General features: G+C 43.5%; 20 protein-coding genes and 1 riboswitch. Of the genes, 14 read left to right on the top strand and 6 right to left on the bottom strand.

Features of this window, described 5'->3' with window-relative positions:
* Positions 1-14: 14 nt before the first annotated feature.
* From CA598_RS21420 to CA598_RS21390, 7 genes are all read left to right on the top strand, one after another.
* Positions 15-1,643 carry a putative polysaccharide biosynthesis protein gene (locus CA598_RS21420; protein WP_094877840.1) on the top strand — a complete coding sequence of 543 codons (1,629 nt, stop codon included), beginning with the start codon at positions 15-17 and terminating at the stop codon, positions 1,641-1,643.
* Between the two features lie 78 nt (positions 1,644-1,721).
* Complete coding sequence (locus CA598_RS21415; protein WP_042130904.1) at positions 1,722-2,066, top strand: thioredoxin family protein; 345 nt, start codon at positions 1,722-1,724, stop codon at positions 2,064-2,066.
* Between the two features lie 90 nt (positions 2,067-2,156).
* Positions 2,157-3,134 carry a COX15/CtaA family protein gene (locus CA598_RS21410; protein ID WP_094877839.1) on the top strand — a complete coding sequence of 326 codons (978 nt, stop codon included), beginning with the start codon at positions 2,157-2,159 and terminating at the stop codon, positions 3,132-3,134.
* A gap of 109 nt (positions 3,135-3,243) precedes the next feature.
* Positions 3,244-3,978 (top strand): Cthe_2314 family HEPN domain-containing protein, encoded by a 735-nt coding sequence (locus CA598_RS21405; RefSeq protein ID WP_094873320.1) that lies wholly within the window; start codon positions 3,244-3,246, stop codon positions 3,976-3,978.
* A gap of 101 nt (positions 3,979-4,079) precedes the next feature.
* Positions 4,080-4,219, top strand: a riboswitch (SAM riboswitch).
* Positions 4,220-4,319: 100 nt separating this feature from the next.
* Positions 4,320-5,336 carry a methionine ABC transporter ATP-binding protein gene (locus CA598_RS21400; RefSeq protein ID WP_094877838.1) on the top strand — a complete coding sequence of 339 codons (1,017 nt, stop codon included), beginning with the start codon at positions 4,320-4,322 and terminating at the stop codon, positions 5,334-5,336.
* Positions 5,336-5,995 carry a methionine ABC transporter permease gene (locus tag CA598_RS21395; protein WP_094873324.1) on the top strand — a complete coding sequence of 220 codons (660 nt, stop codon included), beginning with the start codon at positions 5,336-5,338 and terminating at the stop codon, positions 5,993-5,995. The genes CA598_RS21400 and CA598_RS21395 overlap by 1 nt, the downstream gene beginning before the upstream one ends.
* A gap of 58 nt (positions 5,996-6,053) precedes the next feature.
* Positions 6,054-6,902 (top strand): MetQ/NlpA family ABC transporter substrate-binding protein, encoded by an 849-nt coding sequence (locus CA598_RS21390; protein WP_094873326.1) that lies wholly within the window; start codon positions 6,054-6,056, stop codon positions 6,900-6,902.
* Positions 6,903-7,056: 154 nt separating this feature from the next.
* Here CA598_RS21390 and CA598_RS21385 read toward each other — a convergent pair whose 3' ends face one another.
* Positions 7,057-7,305 carry a NifU family protein gene (locus CA598_RS21385; RefSeq protein WP_042130899.1) on the bottom strand — a complete coding sequence of 83 codons (249 nt, stop codon included), beginning with the start codon at positions 7,303-7,305 and terminating at the stop codon, positions 7,057-7,059.
* Between the two features lie 81 nt (positions 7,306-7,386).
* On the opposite strand from CA598_RS21385, the gene CA598_RS21380 reads away from it, so the two are divergent.
* Positions 7,387-7,641, top strand: coding sequence for a YuzB family protein (locus tag CA598_RS21380; RefSeq protein ID WP_094873330.1), 255 nt, complete (start codon positions 7,387-7,389; stop codon positions 7,639-7,641).
* Between the two features lie 68 nt (positions 7,642-7,709).
* On the opposite strand, the gene CA598_RS21375 is transcribed toward CA598_RS21380, so the two are convergent.
* Both CA598_RS21375 and mqnE read right to left on the bottom strand, forming a co-directional pair.
* The gene (locus CA598_RS21375; RefSeq protein ID WP_094873332.1) at positions 7,710-8,771 is read right to left on the bottom strand and encodes an NAD(P)/FAD-dependent oxidoreductase; all 1,062 of its coding nucleotides are present in this window, start codon (positions 8,769-8,771) and stop codon (positions 7,710-7,712) included.
* Positions 8,772-8,820: 49 nt separating this feature from the next.
* Positions 8,821-9,927, bottom strand: a complete 1,107-nt coding sequence (mqnE, locus tag CA598_RS21370; protein WP_094873334.1) for an aminofutalosine synthase MqnE — start codon at positions 9,925-9,927, stop codon at positions 8,821-8,823.
* Between the two features lie 374 nt (positions 9,928-10,301).
* Between mqnE and CA598_RS21365 the strand changes: the two genes are divergently transcribed.
* Both CA598_RS21365 and CA598_RS21360 read left to right on the top strand, forming a co-directional pair.
* Positions 10,302-10,661, top strand: a complete 360-nt coding sequence (locus CA598_RS21365; protein WP_094877837.1) for a HesB/IscA family protein — start codon at positions 10,302-10,304, stop codon at positions 10,659-10,661.
* Between the two features lie 101 nt (positions 10,662-10,762).
* Positions 10,763-11,215 (top strand): GNAT family N-acetyltransferase, encoded by a 453-nt coding sequence (locus tag CA598_RS21360; RefSeq protein WP_094877836.1) that lies wholly within the window; start codon positions 10,763-10,765, stop codon positions 11,213-11,215.
* A 164-nt stretch (positions 11,216-11,379) separates the two neighbouring features.
* Here the strand turns inward: CA598_RS21360 and CA598_RS21355 are convergent, their stop codons facing one another.
* Positions 11,380-11,589 carry a hypothetical protein gene (locus CA598_RS21355; protein WP_094873338.1) on the bottom strand — a complete coding sequence of 70 codons (210 nt, stop codon included), beginning with the start codon at positions 11,587-11,589 and terminating at the stop codon, positions 11,380-11,382.
* 332 nt (positions 11,590-11,921) lie between these two features.
* Between CA598_RS21355 and CA598_RS21350 the strand changes: the two genes are divergently transcribed.
* A complete protein-coding gene (locus CA598_RS21350; RefSeq protein WP_042191569.1) occupies positions 11,922-12,584 on the top strand; it encodes a YheC/YheD family protein in 663 nt (220 codons plus the stop codon).
* A gap of 314 nt (positions 12,585-12,898) precedes the next feature.
* Positions 12,899-13,042 (top strand): sporulation histidine kinase inhibitor Sda, encoded by a 144-nt coding sequence (gene sda / locus CA598_RS21345; protein ID WP_036685584.1) that lies wholly within the window; start codon positions 12,899-12,901, stop codon positions 13,040-13,042.
* Positions 13,043-13,173: 131 nt separating this feature from the next.
* On the opposite strand, the gene CA598_RS21340 is transcribed toward sda, so the two are convergent.
* Complete coding sequence (locus tag CA598_RS21340; RefSeq protein ID WP_094877850.1) at positions 13,174-14,148, bottom strand: NAD(P)/FAD-dependent oxidoreductase; 975 nt, start codon at positions 14,146-14,148, stop codon at positions 13,174-13,176.
* 331 nt (positions 14,149-14,479) lie between these two features.
* Here CA598_RS21340 and CA598_RS21335 point away from each other — a divergent pair, with 331 nt between their 5' ends.
* Positions 14,480-15,673, top strand: coding sequence for an NAD(P)/FAD-dependent oxidoreductase (locus tag CA598_RS21335; RefSeq protein ID WP_042130890.1), 1,194 nt, complete (start codon positions 14,480-14,482; stop codon positions 15,671-15,673).
* A gap of 1 nt (position 15,674) precedes the next feature.
* Complete coding sequence (locus CA598_RS21330) at positions 15,675-15,953, top strand: hypothetical protein (protein WP_094873340.1); 279 nt, start codon at positions 15,675-15,677, stop codon at positions 15,951-15,953.
* 51 nt (positions 15,954-16,004) lie between these two features.
* Here CA598_RS21330 and hemQ read toward each other — a convergent pair whose 3' ends face one another.
* Complete coding sequence (gene hemQ / locus CA598_RS21325) at positions 16,005-16,757, bottom strand: hydrogen peroxide-dependent heme synthase (RefSeq protein WP_094873342.1); 753 nt, start codon at positions 16,755-16,757, stop codon at positions 16,005-16,007.
* Between the last annotated feature and the right edge of the window lie 47 nt (positions 16,758-16,804).

Genomic DNA, 16,804 nt, shown 5'->3' with positions numbered 1-16,804 from the left:
GAAGGGGAAATGGTTTGTCCAAGAAAGAGTCTTTCGTAAAAGGCACGCTTATCCTTGCTGCTGCAGCTTTGGTGGCAAGGGTACTCGGGCTTGTTCAGCGGGTGCCGCTGGATCATATTTTTGATGATGTGGGGAGAGCATCATTTGGGGTATCGAACAATATCTATTTAATGCTGCTCACCGTGGCTACAGCAGGTATTCCAAGTACGCTCAGTAAAATGGTCTCCGAGCGGTACGCTCTGAATCGTCCTGAAGAAGCGAGACAAGTATATCATGCAGCATTGATATTTTCAGTAGCAGCAGGGGTAATCATGACTGCCTTGCTGTACTTCGGCGCTCCGTTCTATGCGACACATATTGCTGACGTACCTGAGTCAGCGATGGCAGTTAGGGCTATTGCACCTGCACTTTTACTTTTTCCGGCAATTGCCATGATGCGCGGTTATTTTCAAGGGCGCAACAATATGATGGCCGGTGGTATTTCACAGATTGTAGAGCAGTTCGCTCGCGTACTAGTCGCTATTTTATTAGCTTATATTCTATTACAGCAGGGATATAACAATACAACTATAGCAGCAGGAGCATCCTTCGGTAGCGTAATTGGTAGTATAGCAGCATTTGGTGTCATGATTTATTTTGCAATCAAGCTGCGCCGAGAGGATAAACAGCAAGGATTAAATTACAATACCACTCAAAAATTGCCGATTTGGGGAATTTACAAGGATATTTTCACACTATCAATTCCGATCGTGCTCTCTTCACTTACGATTCCCGTAGTGAATGTGATTGATACTTCTTTGGCTGTTCCATTGCTTATCGATCAGATGGGGAGAGAGAGTGCAACAGCAGCTTTGGGTATACTAACCACGCGTGCACAAAGTGTGGCCGGAATTCCACCGGTATTAGCCATTGCGCTAGGTACCTCGCTGATTCCGATCATATCAGCTGCCTATGCCCGTCGTGATGAGGGACACTTGAAGAAGCAAATTACACTTGCTTTGCGGATTTCTATCCTGACAGGGATGCCAATTGTATTGGCGCTTGTGGCAGCGGCCTATTCTGTGAATGGGTTACTGTTCAGCAGCTTGGACGGAAGCGGAATTGTGGCGATGCTTACGATTGGAACGATCTTTCAGATCACCATGATGACAACGAACTCCATCTTGCTCGGTATGGGCAAATCACGTATTTCAATGTATTATGTGCTAGTGGGTATTATTGTTAAATTAGCCGCGAGCTTCTTACTAAGTAAGGTATTTGGGATCTACGGGATTATCGGTGCAACAGCACTTTGTTTCGTAGTCATTACTATTCTTAACTTACGGATGCTGAAATCCATTGTACCTTTCGAAATTATGGGTAAACGGTGGGGCGGCTTCGCAATTGCAGTTCTGGTGTCCGGTGGTATTGGTTTTGGTTTGAACCAAGCTGGAATTCTGTTAACAGATCTAATACCTGCACGTCTTGCGTTTCTGATCACTTGTCTTGTTGTAGGGGCAGCAGTTGTTATTATTTATCTGGTCATGCTAATTGTACTGGGTGTGCTTACTAAACAGGAAATCTCCAGTTATCCGCGTGCATTGCAAAAATTGTTGAATCCGCTGATGAAATTACAGCCTGCGCGTGTTCGTATGCGAGAATAAGTTTGACTTCTGCATGACATTTTGCTTCACTTAAAGAATAGAAATTTGACAGATATGGAAGAAAGGACTGAATTAACAATGGACAAAATTAGTTCTCCTGGTGAATTTCAAGTAGCCATTCAATCTCCTCGATTAACTGTAGCCATATTCAAGGCGGACTGGTGCTCGGATTGTAAATTTATCGATCCCTTTATTCCTGAGGTAGAGCAAGCCTATGCAGATCGTCTAACGCTGGTTGAGGTTGACGTTGATGCTGTAGGTGACGTTAGTCAGGAACAAAATATTATGGGTATTCCAAGCTTTGTAGCGTATTCCGATGGACGTGAATTGGTTAGATTCGTTAATAAATTACGTAAATCCCGCGAGGAAATTGAGAATTTCCTGGATAAAGCGGTTCAAGTGCATCAAAGCCTTCAACAGTAATTCCGGAAAACCACCGCTTTCGCCTGTTTGAGCAAAAGCGGTGGTTTTTTAAGATGCTTCTTCATTCCTAAAAACTGCGGGTGATATTTTTTGACGACAAATCAGTTGAAATGGCTTAGTTATCTTACTTGCCTTATCATGTTCCTCGCTGTACTAGGGGGAGCGGTAGTAACGAAGACTGGATCGGGATTGGAATGCGGAAATGAATGGCCGCTCTGTCATGGGAAATTAATTCCGGCTTATACTGTAGGTTCGATGATTGAATACACCCATCGCTTGTTTAGCGGCTTGGCTGGGTTATTGTCACTTGCCTCGATGTTTGCTTTTTGGCGTTATGCCCGAAATCGGAAGGACTTGTTAGCATATGCATTCATGACTTTACTGTTTGTAATTGTTCAAGGTGGTATGGGAGCGCTTGCAGTAATTAAATCCCAATCAGCTGCTGTGATGGCACTGCATATGGGCTTTTCCTTAATCGCTTTTTCAAGTTCTCTGATGCTGGCTCTCGGAGCTAAAAGGCGACATGAAGCAGGTGAGTACGATTCTAAGGTGGAGCTACAGAAGAAACCCGTCAGCAAGGCTTTCCGCAATTTAACCTGCTTAACGGCCTTATATTCCTATGTTGTTGTTTATATTGGAGCCTTTGTTAGTCATACGGATTCGCGCGGTGGATGTTCTGGCTGGCCGCTCTGTAACGGTGAATGGGTTCCCGAGCTTTCCGGGGGAGTAGGTATTGTTTTTACACACCGGATTGCGGCTTTGATCTTATTTATACTTACTGCGGTGCTTGGTCATTTAGCCTTTTGGAAGCATAAGGATTACCCAGAGCTAAGAGCTCTTGGCGTAGCTGCTGTTCTGCTATGCTTGATGCAGGTGTTTAGTGGAGCTGCTGTTGTTTACACGCTTGATAATGAAAGATTGTACATATTTGCCGCCTTGGCTCATATTTTGTTGATTGCCTGTTTGTTTGGTGTTCTATGTTATATGAGTGTAAGAGTCTGGCAGCTGAATCGCGCGAGAAATGTTGTTGTTGAAAAAAATAGAGCAAATCCAATGACACCGTTGTAACGCCCTTAGTAGAAAGTTCCCACCGTGGATAGAGTCGCTTTACCTGCGGAATAATAAAGTGGAAATCGGTATATCGTGGTGCTGGATAAAACTTTAGGAGGACTGGGATATGCTGCGGGTTATACTTGGAGAGCCGCCTCGAAAGAACAGCGGTGTATTGGCTGACGCGATGGAGAACATGGCCACATTTGCAGCCTTACTGCGCAAGGAAATGAACGCTCATGAGGATAATGACCATGAATACCGCAAGCTGGAGATTTGGACACGTGGACTGATCTCGTCACTGGATGAATTGGAGCAAAGCTGGTTCGCGGCCGCTTTTTACCGGAAATCGGTAATCGCTGGTTATATGGACGATATGTCACCAGTGGAACAAGGCGATTATGCGCGTTATGTTTATTTTTATAAAGATGGGTTTATTCGTGTATTCTCTCTTCTGGACAAGCTTGGAACGGTGCTGAATCATTTTTATGACCTCAAAACCTCCAAATTAAAAACGCATTTTTCTTATTTTACAGTGCTGCGTCAACTTCAGTTATTGAATGTGCATCCTGCGTTAGCGGATCAACTGGAACAGATCAAGAACTCTTATCGTGATCCACTGGAGAATCTACGCAAGCGCAGAAATGCTGAAATTCATTATATGAATTCCGAAATGCAGGATGATTTATGGCAGCGACATCAAGGCTTGCATGACAAAATTCAGCTTGAGGATTTAGATAGCCATCTTGAGGATTTAAAGCAGTCCCTTGAAATGAACTGTAAAACATTAATCGCGGCATTCAGCTACAGCAATGAACAGCTGCGTAAGGAAATCAGCAAGGCAAAGAGCATACAATCCTAAGCGTTCAAGATATTTCCTTTTGACAAAAAACAAGAAACTTACTATACTTATGCTTGCATTAAAGTCTGTACGAATTCAAACATAAAAATTTCATACTCTATATCTTATCGAGAGTGGCGGAGGGATAGGCCCGATGAAGCCCGGCAACCGATTTGTATACAGCGCGATTAGCGTTATATACAAATGTCATGGTGCTAATTCCTACAATGACGCAAGGTTTGTGGTCGTTGGCAGATGAGAAGGCATTGTCTAAATAAACACACAGAGCCTCTTGCGATCTGCATCGATCGTCGGAGGTTTTTTTGTATGGAATAAGTGAAATATAAAGGGGGCGACGAGCGTTGATTAATCTAAAAGGAATAACAAAGGTATTTGGAAAAGGCAGCCATGCGGCTACAGCACTTTCCGGATTGAATCTGTCTATCGAAAAAGGTGAAATATTCGGAGTCATTGGCCATTCTGGCGCGGGGAAAAGTACATTGATCCGATGCATTAATCTGTTGGAACGTCCGACAGAAGGAGAAGTTTGGGTTGATGGTGTAGAGCTAACCAGTCTTAGCCAAGCTCAGCTGCAGGAACAGCGGCGCAAAATTGGGATGATTTTTCAACATTTCAATCTGCTATCTTCAGCGACGGTGTACGATAATATTGCTTTTCCTCTGCGACTCACAGGCGTTTCGAGAACAGGTATTGATGCAAAAGTAAAAGACTTGCTTGCCCTAGTGGGGCTTGAAGATCACAAGGATAAGTATCCCTCTCAATTATCAGGAGGGCAAAAGCAACGGGTCGGCATCGCACGGGCACTTGCCAGCGACCCTGATGTGCTGCTGTGTGACGAGGCAACCTCTGCGCTTGACCCACAAACGACAGACTCTATTCTTAAGCTATTGCTCGATATTAATAAACGATTCCATCTGACCATTGTGCTGATCACTCACGAAATGCACGTGATTCAGAGCATCTGCGACCGTGTTGCGGTCATTCATGGTGGTGGTATCGTTGAGCAGGGTAAAGTGACGGAGGTATTCCTGAAGCCGCAGCATGAGGTCACTCGCGATTTCATTCGCAGTGAATCACAGAATGAGGGCCCCCTTCGTACGGCGCTTGACGCTGCTGCTGGGGACAACTCTCAGGCCGTCAAAATTACCTTTTTCGGAGAGAAGACCTACGGCTCTGCCCTTTCCAATGTAGTACGTGAGACAGGTGTTAGCTTTGCCATTCTGCATGGTACCATCTCAACGATTAAAGACGTACCTTATGGGCAAATGATTGTTCGGTTCGAAGGACCCGCTGAAGCGATTGCTGTGACGATAGCTGAACTAACCGCTCAAGGGCTTGAAGTGGAGGTGATTTCGTAATGAATTTCGCAGATTTAAACTGGCAAGAAATGATGGATGCTACCGTTGCTACTTTGGAAATGTTACTATTTTCCGGAATATTCACAATTATTCTTGGTTTACCACTCGGAATTCTATTGTATTTATGGGGAAGATCGAATAGTATAGTAATCAGAGTAACTTACTCGGTCTTATCGTTCATTGTAAACATTCTACGATCCGTACCATTTATCATTTTGATGGTGGCATTGATTCCTTTTAGTAAAGCCGTTGTTGGTACCGCCATTGGTGTACTGGGCACGATTCCACCGCTTGTGATTGGTGCTGCTCCGTTTTTTGCCCGTCTGGTAGAGACGGCACTAAGAGAGGTAGACCGCGGAGTGATCGAAGCGGCACAAGGTATGGGGGCATCGACGAATCAAATCGTTATGCGTGTTCTTTTGCCAGAGGCTCGTCCAGGTCTGCTCGCCGGGGTTACGATCACACTGGTTACACTGGTCTCTTATACGGCCATGTCCGGGATGGTAGGCGGCGGCGGTCTAGGTGATCTAGCGATCCGTTATGGATATTACCGTTATGAGAAGGAAGTTATGATTATCGCTGTAGTCTTGATGGTCATACTGGTGCAACTGCTACAGATGGCCGGTGATCGACTAGTAAGACATTTTACACGGAAATAAGGTACGTCTATATATAGCCTTATTCATACAAATACCAAGGATAAGAGGGGGATTTAAAATGAAAAAATTACTACTTACTTTTTTTAGTCTGACATTGGTTGTGGTGCTAGCTGCTTGCGGCAATAACAATAATGCTTCTAACTCGGCTGCCACTAATGCACCTGAAAACGGTGCTGCAACTACAGAACCAGTGAAATTGGTGGTTGGTGCTTCACCTGTTCCACACGCTGAGATCTTAAAAGCTATTAAGCCATTGCTTGAAGCGCAAGGAATTACATTGGAAATCAAAGAATTCACTGACTATGTTCAACCAAACGTTCAGCTTTCAGAGAAGAATCTGGATGCTAACTTCTTCCAACATCAGCCTTACCTGGATGACCAGAATCAAAAGAACGGTTCGGATCTAGTTTCGGTTACAGCTGTTCATGTTGAACCTTTTGGTGCATATTCCAAGAAAATCAAATCCATCGACGAGCTGGCTGATGGTGCGAAAGTAGCCATCCCTAATGATGCTACAAACGGTGGTCGTGCACTGATCCTGCTTGCCAAAAATGGACTGATTAAATTAAAAGATGATACCAACATCACAGCTACTCAAGCGGATATTACTGAAAATAAGAAAAACCTTAAAATTATCGAGCTAGATGCAGCAATGTTAGGCCGTCAATTAGATGAAGTGGATCTTGCCTTGATTAACACTAACTATGCGCTGGAAGCTGACCTAGTGCCAACTAAAGATGCTTTGTTCATCGAAGGTACGGATTCCCCCTATGCTAACATCCTGGTAGCTCGTCCTGACAATAAAGATTCTGATGCAATCAAAAAGCTGGTCGCTGCTCTGAATTCTCCAGAAGCGAAGGCATTCATTGAAGAGCAGTATAAAGGCTCGATCATTCCAGCATTTTAAGACAGAAAGATAACTTATTCTCTAAACAGCATAAAACCCGCTGCCTAATGGCATGCGGGTTTTATGCTGTATGTTGTAGGGAAAGTGTAAATCCTCTATAATAAGAAAATCCCGATCTCCTGAAGAGGAGGATCGGGAATGATATTGAATGGGATTAGAATACTTGCATAACTTCTTGTACGCCTTCTACTTCTTCAAGAAGGGCGCGTTCAATCCCGGCTTTCAAGGTGATCGTGGAGCTTGGGCAGCTGCCGCAGGCACCCATAAGTTTCAACTTCACAATGCCGTCTTCTACATCGACTAGTTCAACGTCACCGCCATCGCGTTGTAGGAACGGACGAAGTTTATCAAGCACTTCCAATACTTCATCATACATTTCGGTGCTTTGTGCATTCTCACTCATTTCTCAATCACTCCTTTCGTAAGTTCATTATAGTACAAAAAGTTAAAAAATAAAATGGTTAGGCGGAATAGGGAGATCATCATGAGACCAATTATTGAATTTTGTGCCAGTAACATGGGTCACGGAACAGACAAGCTAATGCAAAAGCTGGAAGGAAATCCAGATTACGATGTGATCGAATACGGATGCCTGAACAATTGTGGGGAATGTTATTTAACTCCATTTGCAATGGTTGAAGGAGACATCGTTGCAGCAGATACGGTTGCTGAGCTCGAAGAGAAAATTGATGCTAAAATCAAAGAGCTAGAGGCTTGGTTCAATATGGACCTTGATTAAATGCTTTTTGTGGAAAATAAAGGGCTGCTCTTTTTCGTATTTATAACGGAAAAGAGCAGCCCTTAGGTTTATCCTAAAGTGCGTTTTGACATCCAGAGCACCCCGCTCTTAAGGATACGGGGAACCCGTCCTTTGACGGAGCGTTGGCCCATCAGACCAAATCCAGCTTTCTTGCCTAGTGAACCTAAAGTACCCTTTAGACGAATAGGATGAAGCTTAGGGGTCTCGCCGCGCCACATGGCTTGAATAACCTGAGCAACCTGCTCACCCTGCGCTCCTGCTGCTTGTGCGCTTGGAGCGAATGGCAGGCTGGCACAGTCGCCAATTACATACACTTCTGGATAATCAGGTACACGATAATATTCATCCAAAATGATCCGTCCTCCGCGATCCTTCGGGACTGTTAATTCCTGAACAACCTTCACCGGTTGAATCCCTGCGGTCCATACCGTAACATCTGAAAGAATTTCCTCTGTACCGTTAAAAAGCGCATCTTTCTCTACATGGGATACTGAGACACGTCCAAGTGTCTGTACTTGGTGGTGGTGAAACCATTCCTCCACGTACTGTGACAGCTTCGCAGGGAAGGCAGATAAGACACGTTCACCACGATCCAGAATAGCAATATTAAGATCTGGCCGGCTCTCCCGAAGCTCTGCCGCCAATTCCACTCCACTTAGTCCACCGCCTACAATGTTAATTGTTCCATAAGGCTTCACATCGTTTAAACGTTGGTAAGTTTCGCGTGTTCCTGCAAAGGTCTGGATACTGCAAGTATATTGATCAGCTCCAGGGATGTTATGGTAATTGTCGGTACAACCTAGTGCAATGGCAAGTATGTCATAAGACACAGTCTCATCAGGCTCCATTGTAATGATTCTACTCTCCAAATCAATGGAACTCACCTCACCGTAACGGATAGTGAGACGGGGATGAACCGGAAACTGGATCCGCAAGTGATAGTCAGTTACTGTACCCGCGGCAAGCGCATAATATTCCGTTTTGATTCCTTGATAAGGCATTCGGTCAATTAAGATAATTTCAATATCCTGAGGAAGGTGATTATTGAGCAATTCTTGAATTAGGGCCAAGCCGCCATAGCCGCCGCCCAGAACGAGTAGTGTTCTCATGCTGACCGAACTTCCTTTCCAATATAGGGTAACGGATCTAGGTAGTCTTTTATTCGTATACCTTTATCGCATTGTAGAACGTGTCACGTTCTACTGGAATTCGTCCAGCACCTTTTACTAACCAGATCAATTCATCGCGAGTGAGGCCTTCAGGTGTTAAGGCACCAGCCGCATGGCTAATGCGTTCTTTAAGAATAGTACCATGTACGTCAGAAGCACCGAAGTTCAGTGCAACTTGAGTAAGCTGAGGACCGATATTAATAAAGTACGCTTTGATGTGATCGAAATTATCCAGCATTAATCTGCTGATCGCAATCGTCTTCAGATCCTCATAAGCGGAGTTGCGGCGCATAATCCCTGCATTCTTGTTCTTAGGCTGCATAGATAATGGAATGAATACCATAAAGCCATTGGTTTCATCCTGTAGATCGCGGATCTGCATCATGTGCCGGATACGATCTTCATGAGATTCAATCGAGCCGTAGAGCATAGTTGTATGTGTCTTCATGCCAAGCTGATGTGCTGTCCGGTGAACTTCCAGATATTCTTCCACATTAGCCTTATCTACACGCATTTTTTTACGGTATTGATCAGATAATATTTCTGCGCCACCACCAGTAAGTGTCTTAAGTCCTGCTGCACGCAGCTGCTCCAGTACTTCACGAATACTCAATCCGCTAATTCGGGTGAAAAAATCGATTTCGGCTGCAGTGTATGCTTTTAAGGTTACCTCAGGGAAACGTTCATTCAGGGCTTTTAAAGAATCCACGTAATACTGGAAAGGAACCTTGTCATTATGACCGCCTACGATATGGAATTCGCGCACACCTGGATGAATATGCTGTTCGACATATTGCACCATTTCCTGACCAGAAAGGGTATATGCACCCTCTTCTCCATCATCTTTGCGGAAATTGCAGAATGCACAGTGAGATTCGCAAACATTGGTGAAATATAGACTCATGTTTTCGATAAAATATACCCTGTTGTTGTTCTTTGCGACATTGACTTCATTTGCTAACTGGCCAATCGTTAGCAGGTCGTTACTTTGATATAAATAAACGCCATCTTCTAAATTCAATCTTTCGCCGCCGCGAACTTTTTCAATAATGTTCATCATTCGGGCGTCTGTTTGGGGGGTGAAGAGAGTAGACATATAATAAATTCCTCCTGAAAGTTTTACGGGGTCCATTGCCCGCAGATAATTCCCAGACTTACCCAGACGGTAGCTGTTCATTCATGAAAATAAATCAGAGGTTTAGCCTCCGTGACAAATTTCCGAATTTTTACTTATGTTTGCCTTCCTTATTATAAACCTCTCTTATAAGGGGATCAACAGCTGGATATGGATGGCTTAATTTGGTGTGATAGGTCAAGCATAAGGCAGTTGTGACTTGAGGGGAATGGAATAGTCGGTTATACTGAGTTTATTAAGTATATATTTTTAAGAAAGTAACTTTTGGCCGGATGGCCTCTTAAACATAAGTTTTTTTCTTGTGAAGTCAGTCTAATTTATAGGAGGATATGATCATGATTAATATTAGCGAAAAGGCAGCAGAACAATTAAAGGCGATGCTGGCTGAACAAGAAATGCCGAACATGTTCCTCCGTATTGGAGTAACGCCCGGCGGTTGCAGTGGATTCTCTTACGCTATGGGCTTTGATGATAATGAAACCGATCAGGACGTATATATGGACATCCAAGAGATGAAGGTTGTCGTGGAGAAAGAGAATCTTCGTTACCTGGATGGTCTCGAAATCGATTTTGAAGAATCCGGCATGACGGGCGGCTTCACCATCAACAACCCTAACGCTACTGCAACCTGTGGCTGCGGTTCAAGCTTCCGTACAGCTATGGATGCGGGGAAACCGAACGAAGAGCCTTGCTAATCGCGACGTTACGCCTTCAAGCCCCATGTTGATTTCTACAACACGGGCTTGGAGGCTTTTTTTATTCTCAATGACAAAAGTCATCACAAGGAGCTCAAAGCATGCTAATTAGGAAATTAAACGAAGAAGAACAACCTCCCTTACATTTGTTGTTATTAGCCGATCCTTCCCTAAGTCTTGTTGAAGCGTATTTAAAAAGAGGGCAATGTTTTGTAGCTGAAGTGGAGAATTGCATTATAGGTGTCTATGTTTTGCTACAAACGAGGCCTGAGACAGTGGAGCTAGTGAATATAGCCGTTGATGAGAATCAGCAAAGTAAAGGGATAGGTAAGCAGTTGGTCTATCATGCGATTCAGAATGCGAGATTACTTGGTGCGAAGACAATAGAAGTGGGTACGGGAAATTCTAGCGTAGGACAACTGGCTCTTTATCAGAAATGTGGATTTAGAATTACCGGAATCGATAGAGACTTTTTTATCAGACACTACAGTGAAGAGATTGTTGAAAATGGGATCAAGGTAGTGGATATGATTCGTCTTTCGTTAGATATATGAGTGACATACAAGCAAAAGCCCTCCGATGGAATTCCTCGAGAGGGCTTTTGCTTGTTCAAATATAAGAAAGTATAGGTTTCATGTTATACATTATCCTTATATTTCTCGCAAAACGCATACCGTCCTTAAGGGACGTTGAAGGCGTTTTTGCTTCCTGCGTACAATTAGGCTGGAATAATAAACTTGTAATTAATCATAAACACGATGAGCGCTGCGGCTCCAAGGGAAAAGGCAATACAGCCAGCACCCAGTGCTCTGCGTCTGTCTTTAATGAATTTTAAGCCGATAGCGCAGATCAGTATAGTCGTTCCAGCCAATACGATGGACATCCCAAGCATGGCCACCCAATATAATACCTCAAAAAACTGAGCCATTCCGAGCCCTCCCCGCGCTGTTTTTTAGCAAGCCTTTAATTCATTATTATAATAGTAGGAATTGAAAATGTAACCGCTATTAATAATACAACGATTTTGAAGATTATTCTAGTTATAGTGAACTCATCCATTGTGATTTAGATGTCGAATGTTCAGAAATAAGGTTCTACAAAATCTGCAATGATACCCTGCAGGGTTGAGAATGTTGTCGATACAAGCTCTATGCCCTTTTTGCTAAGAGCTTCTTCCTACACGGACAATCATACAAGAGGGCGGGGCCTTTTCTGAGTAATGTATAGGGTAGGCTGGAATGTGAAAGGAGGGAAAGGACGATGTCGGGAAGACAACTGGCTAGCAAATGGTTGAAGACAGAAGCATTGCTCAGTGACGCGAGGGTTTCTCATTATATACCAATGACGAGGGTGTATTCGGCTGACTCACTGTTAGCCATGCTCCGGAGATACGGAAATGTTGTTATTAAACCAATAGTTGGCGGTGGAGGCTACGGTGTAATTAAAGTGTTTCGGGATAGCCGGGGTTATGGATTTACTTATATGGACAGAACTCGAATTTACAAGGACTTTAGATCCATGAGACGAGCGCTTCATTTCGTCAAGGTTAGACGTAAATATTTGATTCAACAGGGGATTTCTCTCGCCAGAATTGGTGGGCGTCCTATTGATTATCGGGTCAAAGTAGTGAGAAATGGTGGTGTTTGGGAGTTTCGCTCTATGGTGGGAAGATTGGCCCGGCCTGGCCTGTTCGTAACTAATTTATGTAAAGGAGGCACGATGCTTTCTTGTCGAGAAGGGCTTCGCAGATCGTTGCCTCGAATTAAAGCCTCAGCGAAGAAAGCAGAAATGCGCAGGCTTACGCTAGTATGTATCGAACTGATGGAGCGGCATTTCCCGGGAATAGGCGAACTGGGTTTTGATTACGCCGTGGATTATTCAGGTAAAATATGGATTCTGGAGGTTAATACAAGACCTCAGTAAATTAACAAAAATTTTAGAATTGACGATAATAGAGTAGTAAGATAAAATTGCGTTTAGTTGCGTTCTTTTGGGGTAAATTATATTGTAATTTATTTACAATAAAAATATATTTTTAGCTGTATGCAAGTGGTTCAGTCCTGTGTATAACTATTATCCCCATATTCCACTGTGCAGTTATCACCTTTATAACGCTTACGCACATATTATACACAGGATTTCCACATGTACTTGTGGATAACGCGAACGCTTGTTCGAAAAATGATAGTTTGATATGATAGATTCAGATCCAAATACAGGAAAGGTAGATGAACGTTATGGTTGAATTGTCCGATGAGATGCTTCTAGACTCTTACCATAGAGCGATAGAACTGCAACTAGAGCATGATTTCATCGCTCTTCTACTCGTTGAGATTCGCAAACGAAACTTACACTCTCCAGTTCATGCGGTTCTTCATTAAAACAGCGCAAAGTATACCTTTGTAGCAGGCTACATATAAATAAACCGCGAGTCACAAACATAAAAGGGTATCCTGATAGGCTGGTATTGATAGGCCTGTCAGAATACCCTTTTTTATTGTAGTAGATAGAATTAGAGTTTCATATTACTACTGTGTCCTGGTGAAAGCTTGGCTTCCGGATCGATGTAGACTTTTGCGTTATTCACAGCCGTTGGGGCTTCGCCGAATCCAACAGCAATTAGCTTCAGCTTACCTGGATATGTGGTGATATCGCCGGCTGCAAAGATTCCCGGAATACTCGTTTCCATACGTGAGTCAACGACAATGGAGTTTCCTTCAATATCGATACCCCATTCTGCAATGGGTCCCAGAGAGGAAACAAATCCGAAATTGACGATTACACTGTCGACTTCGATTTCTTGTGTTTCCTTGGTCTTGATATGGGATAAGGTAACCTTAGTAATAAACTCGTCACCATGCAGTTCTGTAATTTCAGTAGGTGTAATTACGTTAACTTTGGAAGCCATCAGATTCTCTACACTGTGCTCATGCGCACGGAATTTATCCCGGCGGTGAATTAGGGTTACTTGCTCCGCGATCGGTTCCAGCATTAGTGCCCAGTCTACTGCGGAATCCCCGCCACCGCTAATCAGAACTTTTTTATCTTTAAAGGCATTTAAATCATTTACAAAATAATGAAGGTTGGCTTTTTCAAACCGTCCTGCGTCTGGCAGTTCTAAACGACGAGGTTCAAAAGCACCTACGCCAGCTGTAATGATAATAGCTTTACTGTGATATTCTGCTACATCGGTTGTAACTACAAAATGGCGTTCGTCCCGTTTCTGAACAGAAATTACTTTTTCCTCCAGCCGGATATTCGATTGAAACATATCCATTTGCCGTGTCAGGTTGTCAACCAGTTCTTGTGCAGTTACTTTTGGGAAACCTGCTACATCATAAATGTATTTTTCAGGATAAAGTGCAGCAAGTTGTCCTCCCAATTGGGGCATACTTTCTATAAGTGTTACGGATGCCTGACGCATCCCGCCGTAAAATGCGGCAAACATGCCAGCTGGACCGCCACCTATGATTAAAAGGTCGCTCATAGGAACGCCGGATTGCTCTTGTGTCACGGGATATTACACCTCCGAGTTGATATATTCATTTTGCCATACTTGTATTCTTTCTTATTATAAACATTGTGACACATACCTGCAAAGAAAGACTTTAGAACACAATAAGAATGTGACGTTTTTTAGTATTTTAATGTTTGATTAATAGTACACTAAGGTTTACAATGGATATGGTCAATTTAGAAATCCTTTAAGTTTGATTGGAATTTCTTCTAAATATAAGTGTATAAATTCACAAAAAGGACCATACATTGTTTCAATAAAAAATACAAAGACAGATTTACCTCTTGGAAGGAGCCGGAACATGAGTAGTATTCCCAAAATCGTAATCTTAGGCGCGGGCTATGGGGGTATTTTGACCGCACAGCGCTTACAGAAGGCTTTGAACTATAATGAAGCGGATGTCACGCTCGTAAACCGTCACGAGTACCACTATTTTACTACCCATCTACATATGCCTGCCGCGGGTACAGATAGTATTGAACACACTCGGGTGTCTATTTCTAAACTAATCGATGAATTCAAGATCGATCTCGTTAAGTCATCTGTTCAGGAAATTCGTACCCAGCAGAAAAAGATTATTTTGGAGGATGGTACTCTTTCGTATGACTATCTCGTCATTGCTTTGGGCGGAGAGCCTGAAACCTTCGGTATTCCAGGACTTGATAAATACGCACTGACGATCCGGAGCATCAACTCCGTTCGTTTGATTCGTGAACATATTGAGTACCAATTTGCCAAATATAAGAACGAGAACAATGCACAGGAGCATATCAATTTCGTAGTCGGTGGTGCCGGCTTTAGCGGAATTGAATTTGTGGCCGAATTAGCTGACCGCATCCCTGGGTTGTGCAAAGAATTTGACGTTGATCCAAGCATGGTAAATATATATAACATAGAAGCTGCTCCAACAGCTCTGCCAGGATTTGCTCCTGAACTTGTTGAGTATGCGATGAACTTGCTCACTAAGAAGGGTGTTACCTTCAAGATGGGTGTTGCGATCAAGGAATGTCTACCAAACGGCGTAATTCTGGCATCAGGCGAAGAGATAAAAGCTTCTACAATTGTCTGGACCGGCGGAATTCGCGGAAACCGTCTGATTGAAGCTGCAGGATTTGAAGCTATGCGCGGACGTGTGAAAGTAGATGAATATTTACGTGCACCAGGCCAAGACAATATCTTTATTATTGGAGACGGCTCCTTAATGATTAACCCGGAAGGCCGTCCTTACCCGCCAACAGCACAAATTGCTATGCAACAGGGAGAATGCTGTGCTCATAATTTGGTGGCTGCGATCCGTAATCAACAACCAAAGAAATTCGCATTCAGCAATAAAGGAACAGTAGCTTCTCTAGGTAAAGGTCAAGGGATTGCTGTAGTTGGCAGCAAAACTTACAAGGGCTGGACCGCAGCTCAATTGAAAAAAGTTGTGGATATGCGCTATTTGTTCATTATTGGTGGGATTCCGCTGGTTCTGAAAAAAGGAAGATTCTTATAAGATGCGTCACTGCAGCGTGCAGGTGCGTGGACTGCTGACCCGAGAAGAATTGGATCGTTATAACGGACTGATTGAGGTTGGATCTTATCTGGAGGATCAGAATCAGTACGATCTAGCGTATGTTGTTCAAAAAGAAATTGATCTGCTCATTCTCCCTGGCATTGAACGCTTAAAGGAAAAAGGGCGAGCACGTGACCGGGCTACGGCTGAATATTTGGAAAGTCTGCGTGATGATGAAGATGGCAGCGAAGAGGATGAGGAAGCGGGAACTTCGTTATAGCATTTTAAAAAGGTGAGTCTCCATAAAGATCTGGAGACTCACCTTTTTTTGTTACAATTTAAGCATTTCCTCAAAAGAATCCTCAGTCAGCAGGTTGCCGACATAGAAAGGTCCGAATTCGCCGTAGCGGGCACTGACTTCGTCAAAGCGCATTTCGTAGACTAATTTCTTGAATTGCAGCGGATCTTCAGCGAATAGGGTTACGCCCCATTCCCAATCATCCAAACCTACGGAGCCGCTGATAATCTGTTTCACTTTACCAGCATAACCTCGTCCGATTAATCCGTGAGAAGCCATCAGCTCCCGACGTTTATCCATATCAAGCATATACCAGTTATCGGCGAGCTCGCGTTTCTTGTTCATTGGATAGAAGCAAATATGCTTCGCTTGTGGCAAAACAGGTTTTAGACGTGCGATAACATGCGGATTCTGCATAGGATCACTACCATCGCTGCCCCCCGCAAGGTAATTGCTTAATTCAACAATACTTACGTAGGAATAGGCTTTAGTTGTATATTGAGCAAAAGCGATTTTGTTAAAGGCCGTCTCAAGCTTGTTCAGATCTTCCAAGCTTTCGCGCAAGAACATCATTACGAAATCGGCCTTCTGGCCAACGATGGAATATACCGCGGAGCTGCCTTGTTTAGCTTCTTCGACAGGACTCCATTCTTGCATAAAAGCATGTAATTCTTCCAGAGCAACAGCACGTTCTTCGTCATCTGCTGCCGTCCATGCGGTCCAGTTCAGTGAGCGGAAGTCATGCAATGCATACCAGCCTTCCAGTGTCATAGCGGCTTCGTTCATGATCTCACTCCTTAAAAGTTTTACGAAGCATAAGCTTCGTTTGATAC

This window comes from Paenibacillus sp. VTT E-133291, assembly GCF_002264395.1.
Taxonomy (GTDB): domain Bacteria; phylum Bacillota; class Bacilli; order Paenibacillales; family Paenibacillaceae; genus Paenibacillus_AQ; species Paenibacillus_AQ nitricinens.
This window is presented reverse-complemented; position numbering and strand designations above follow the sequence as displayed.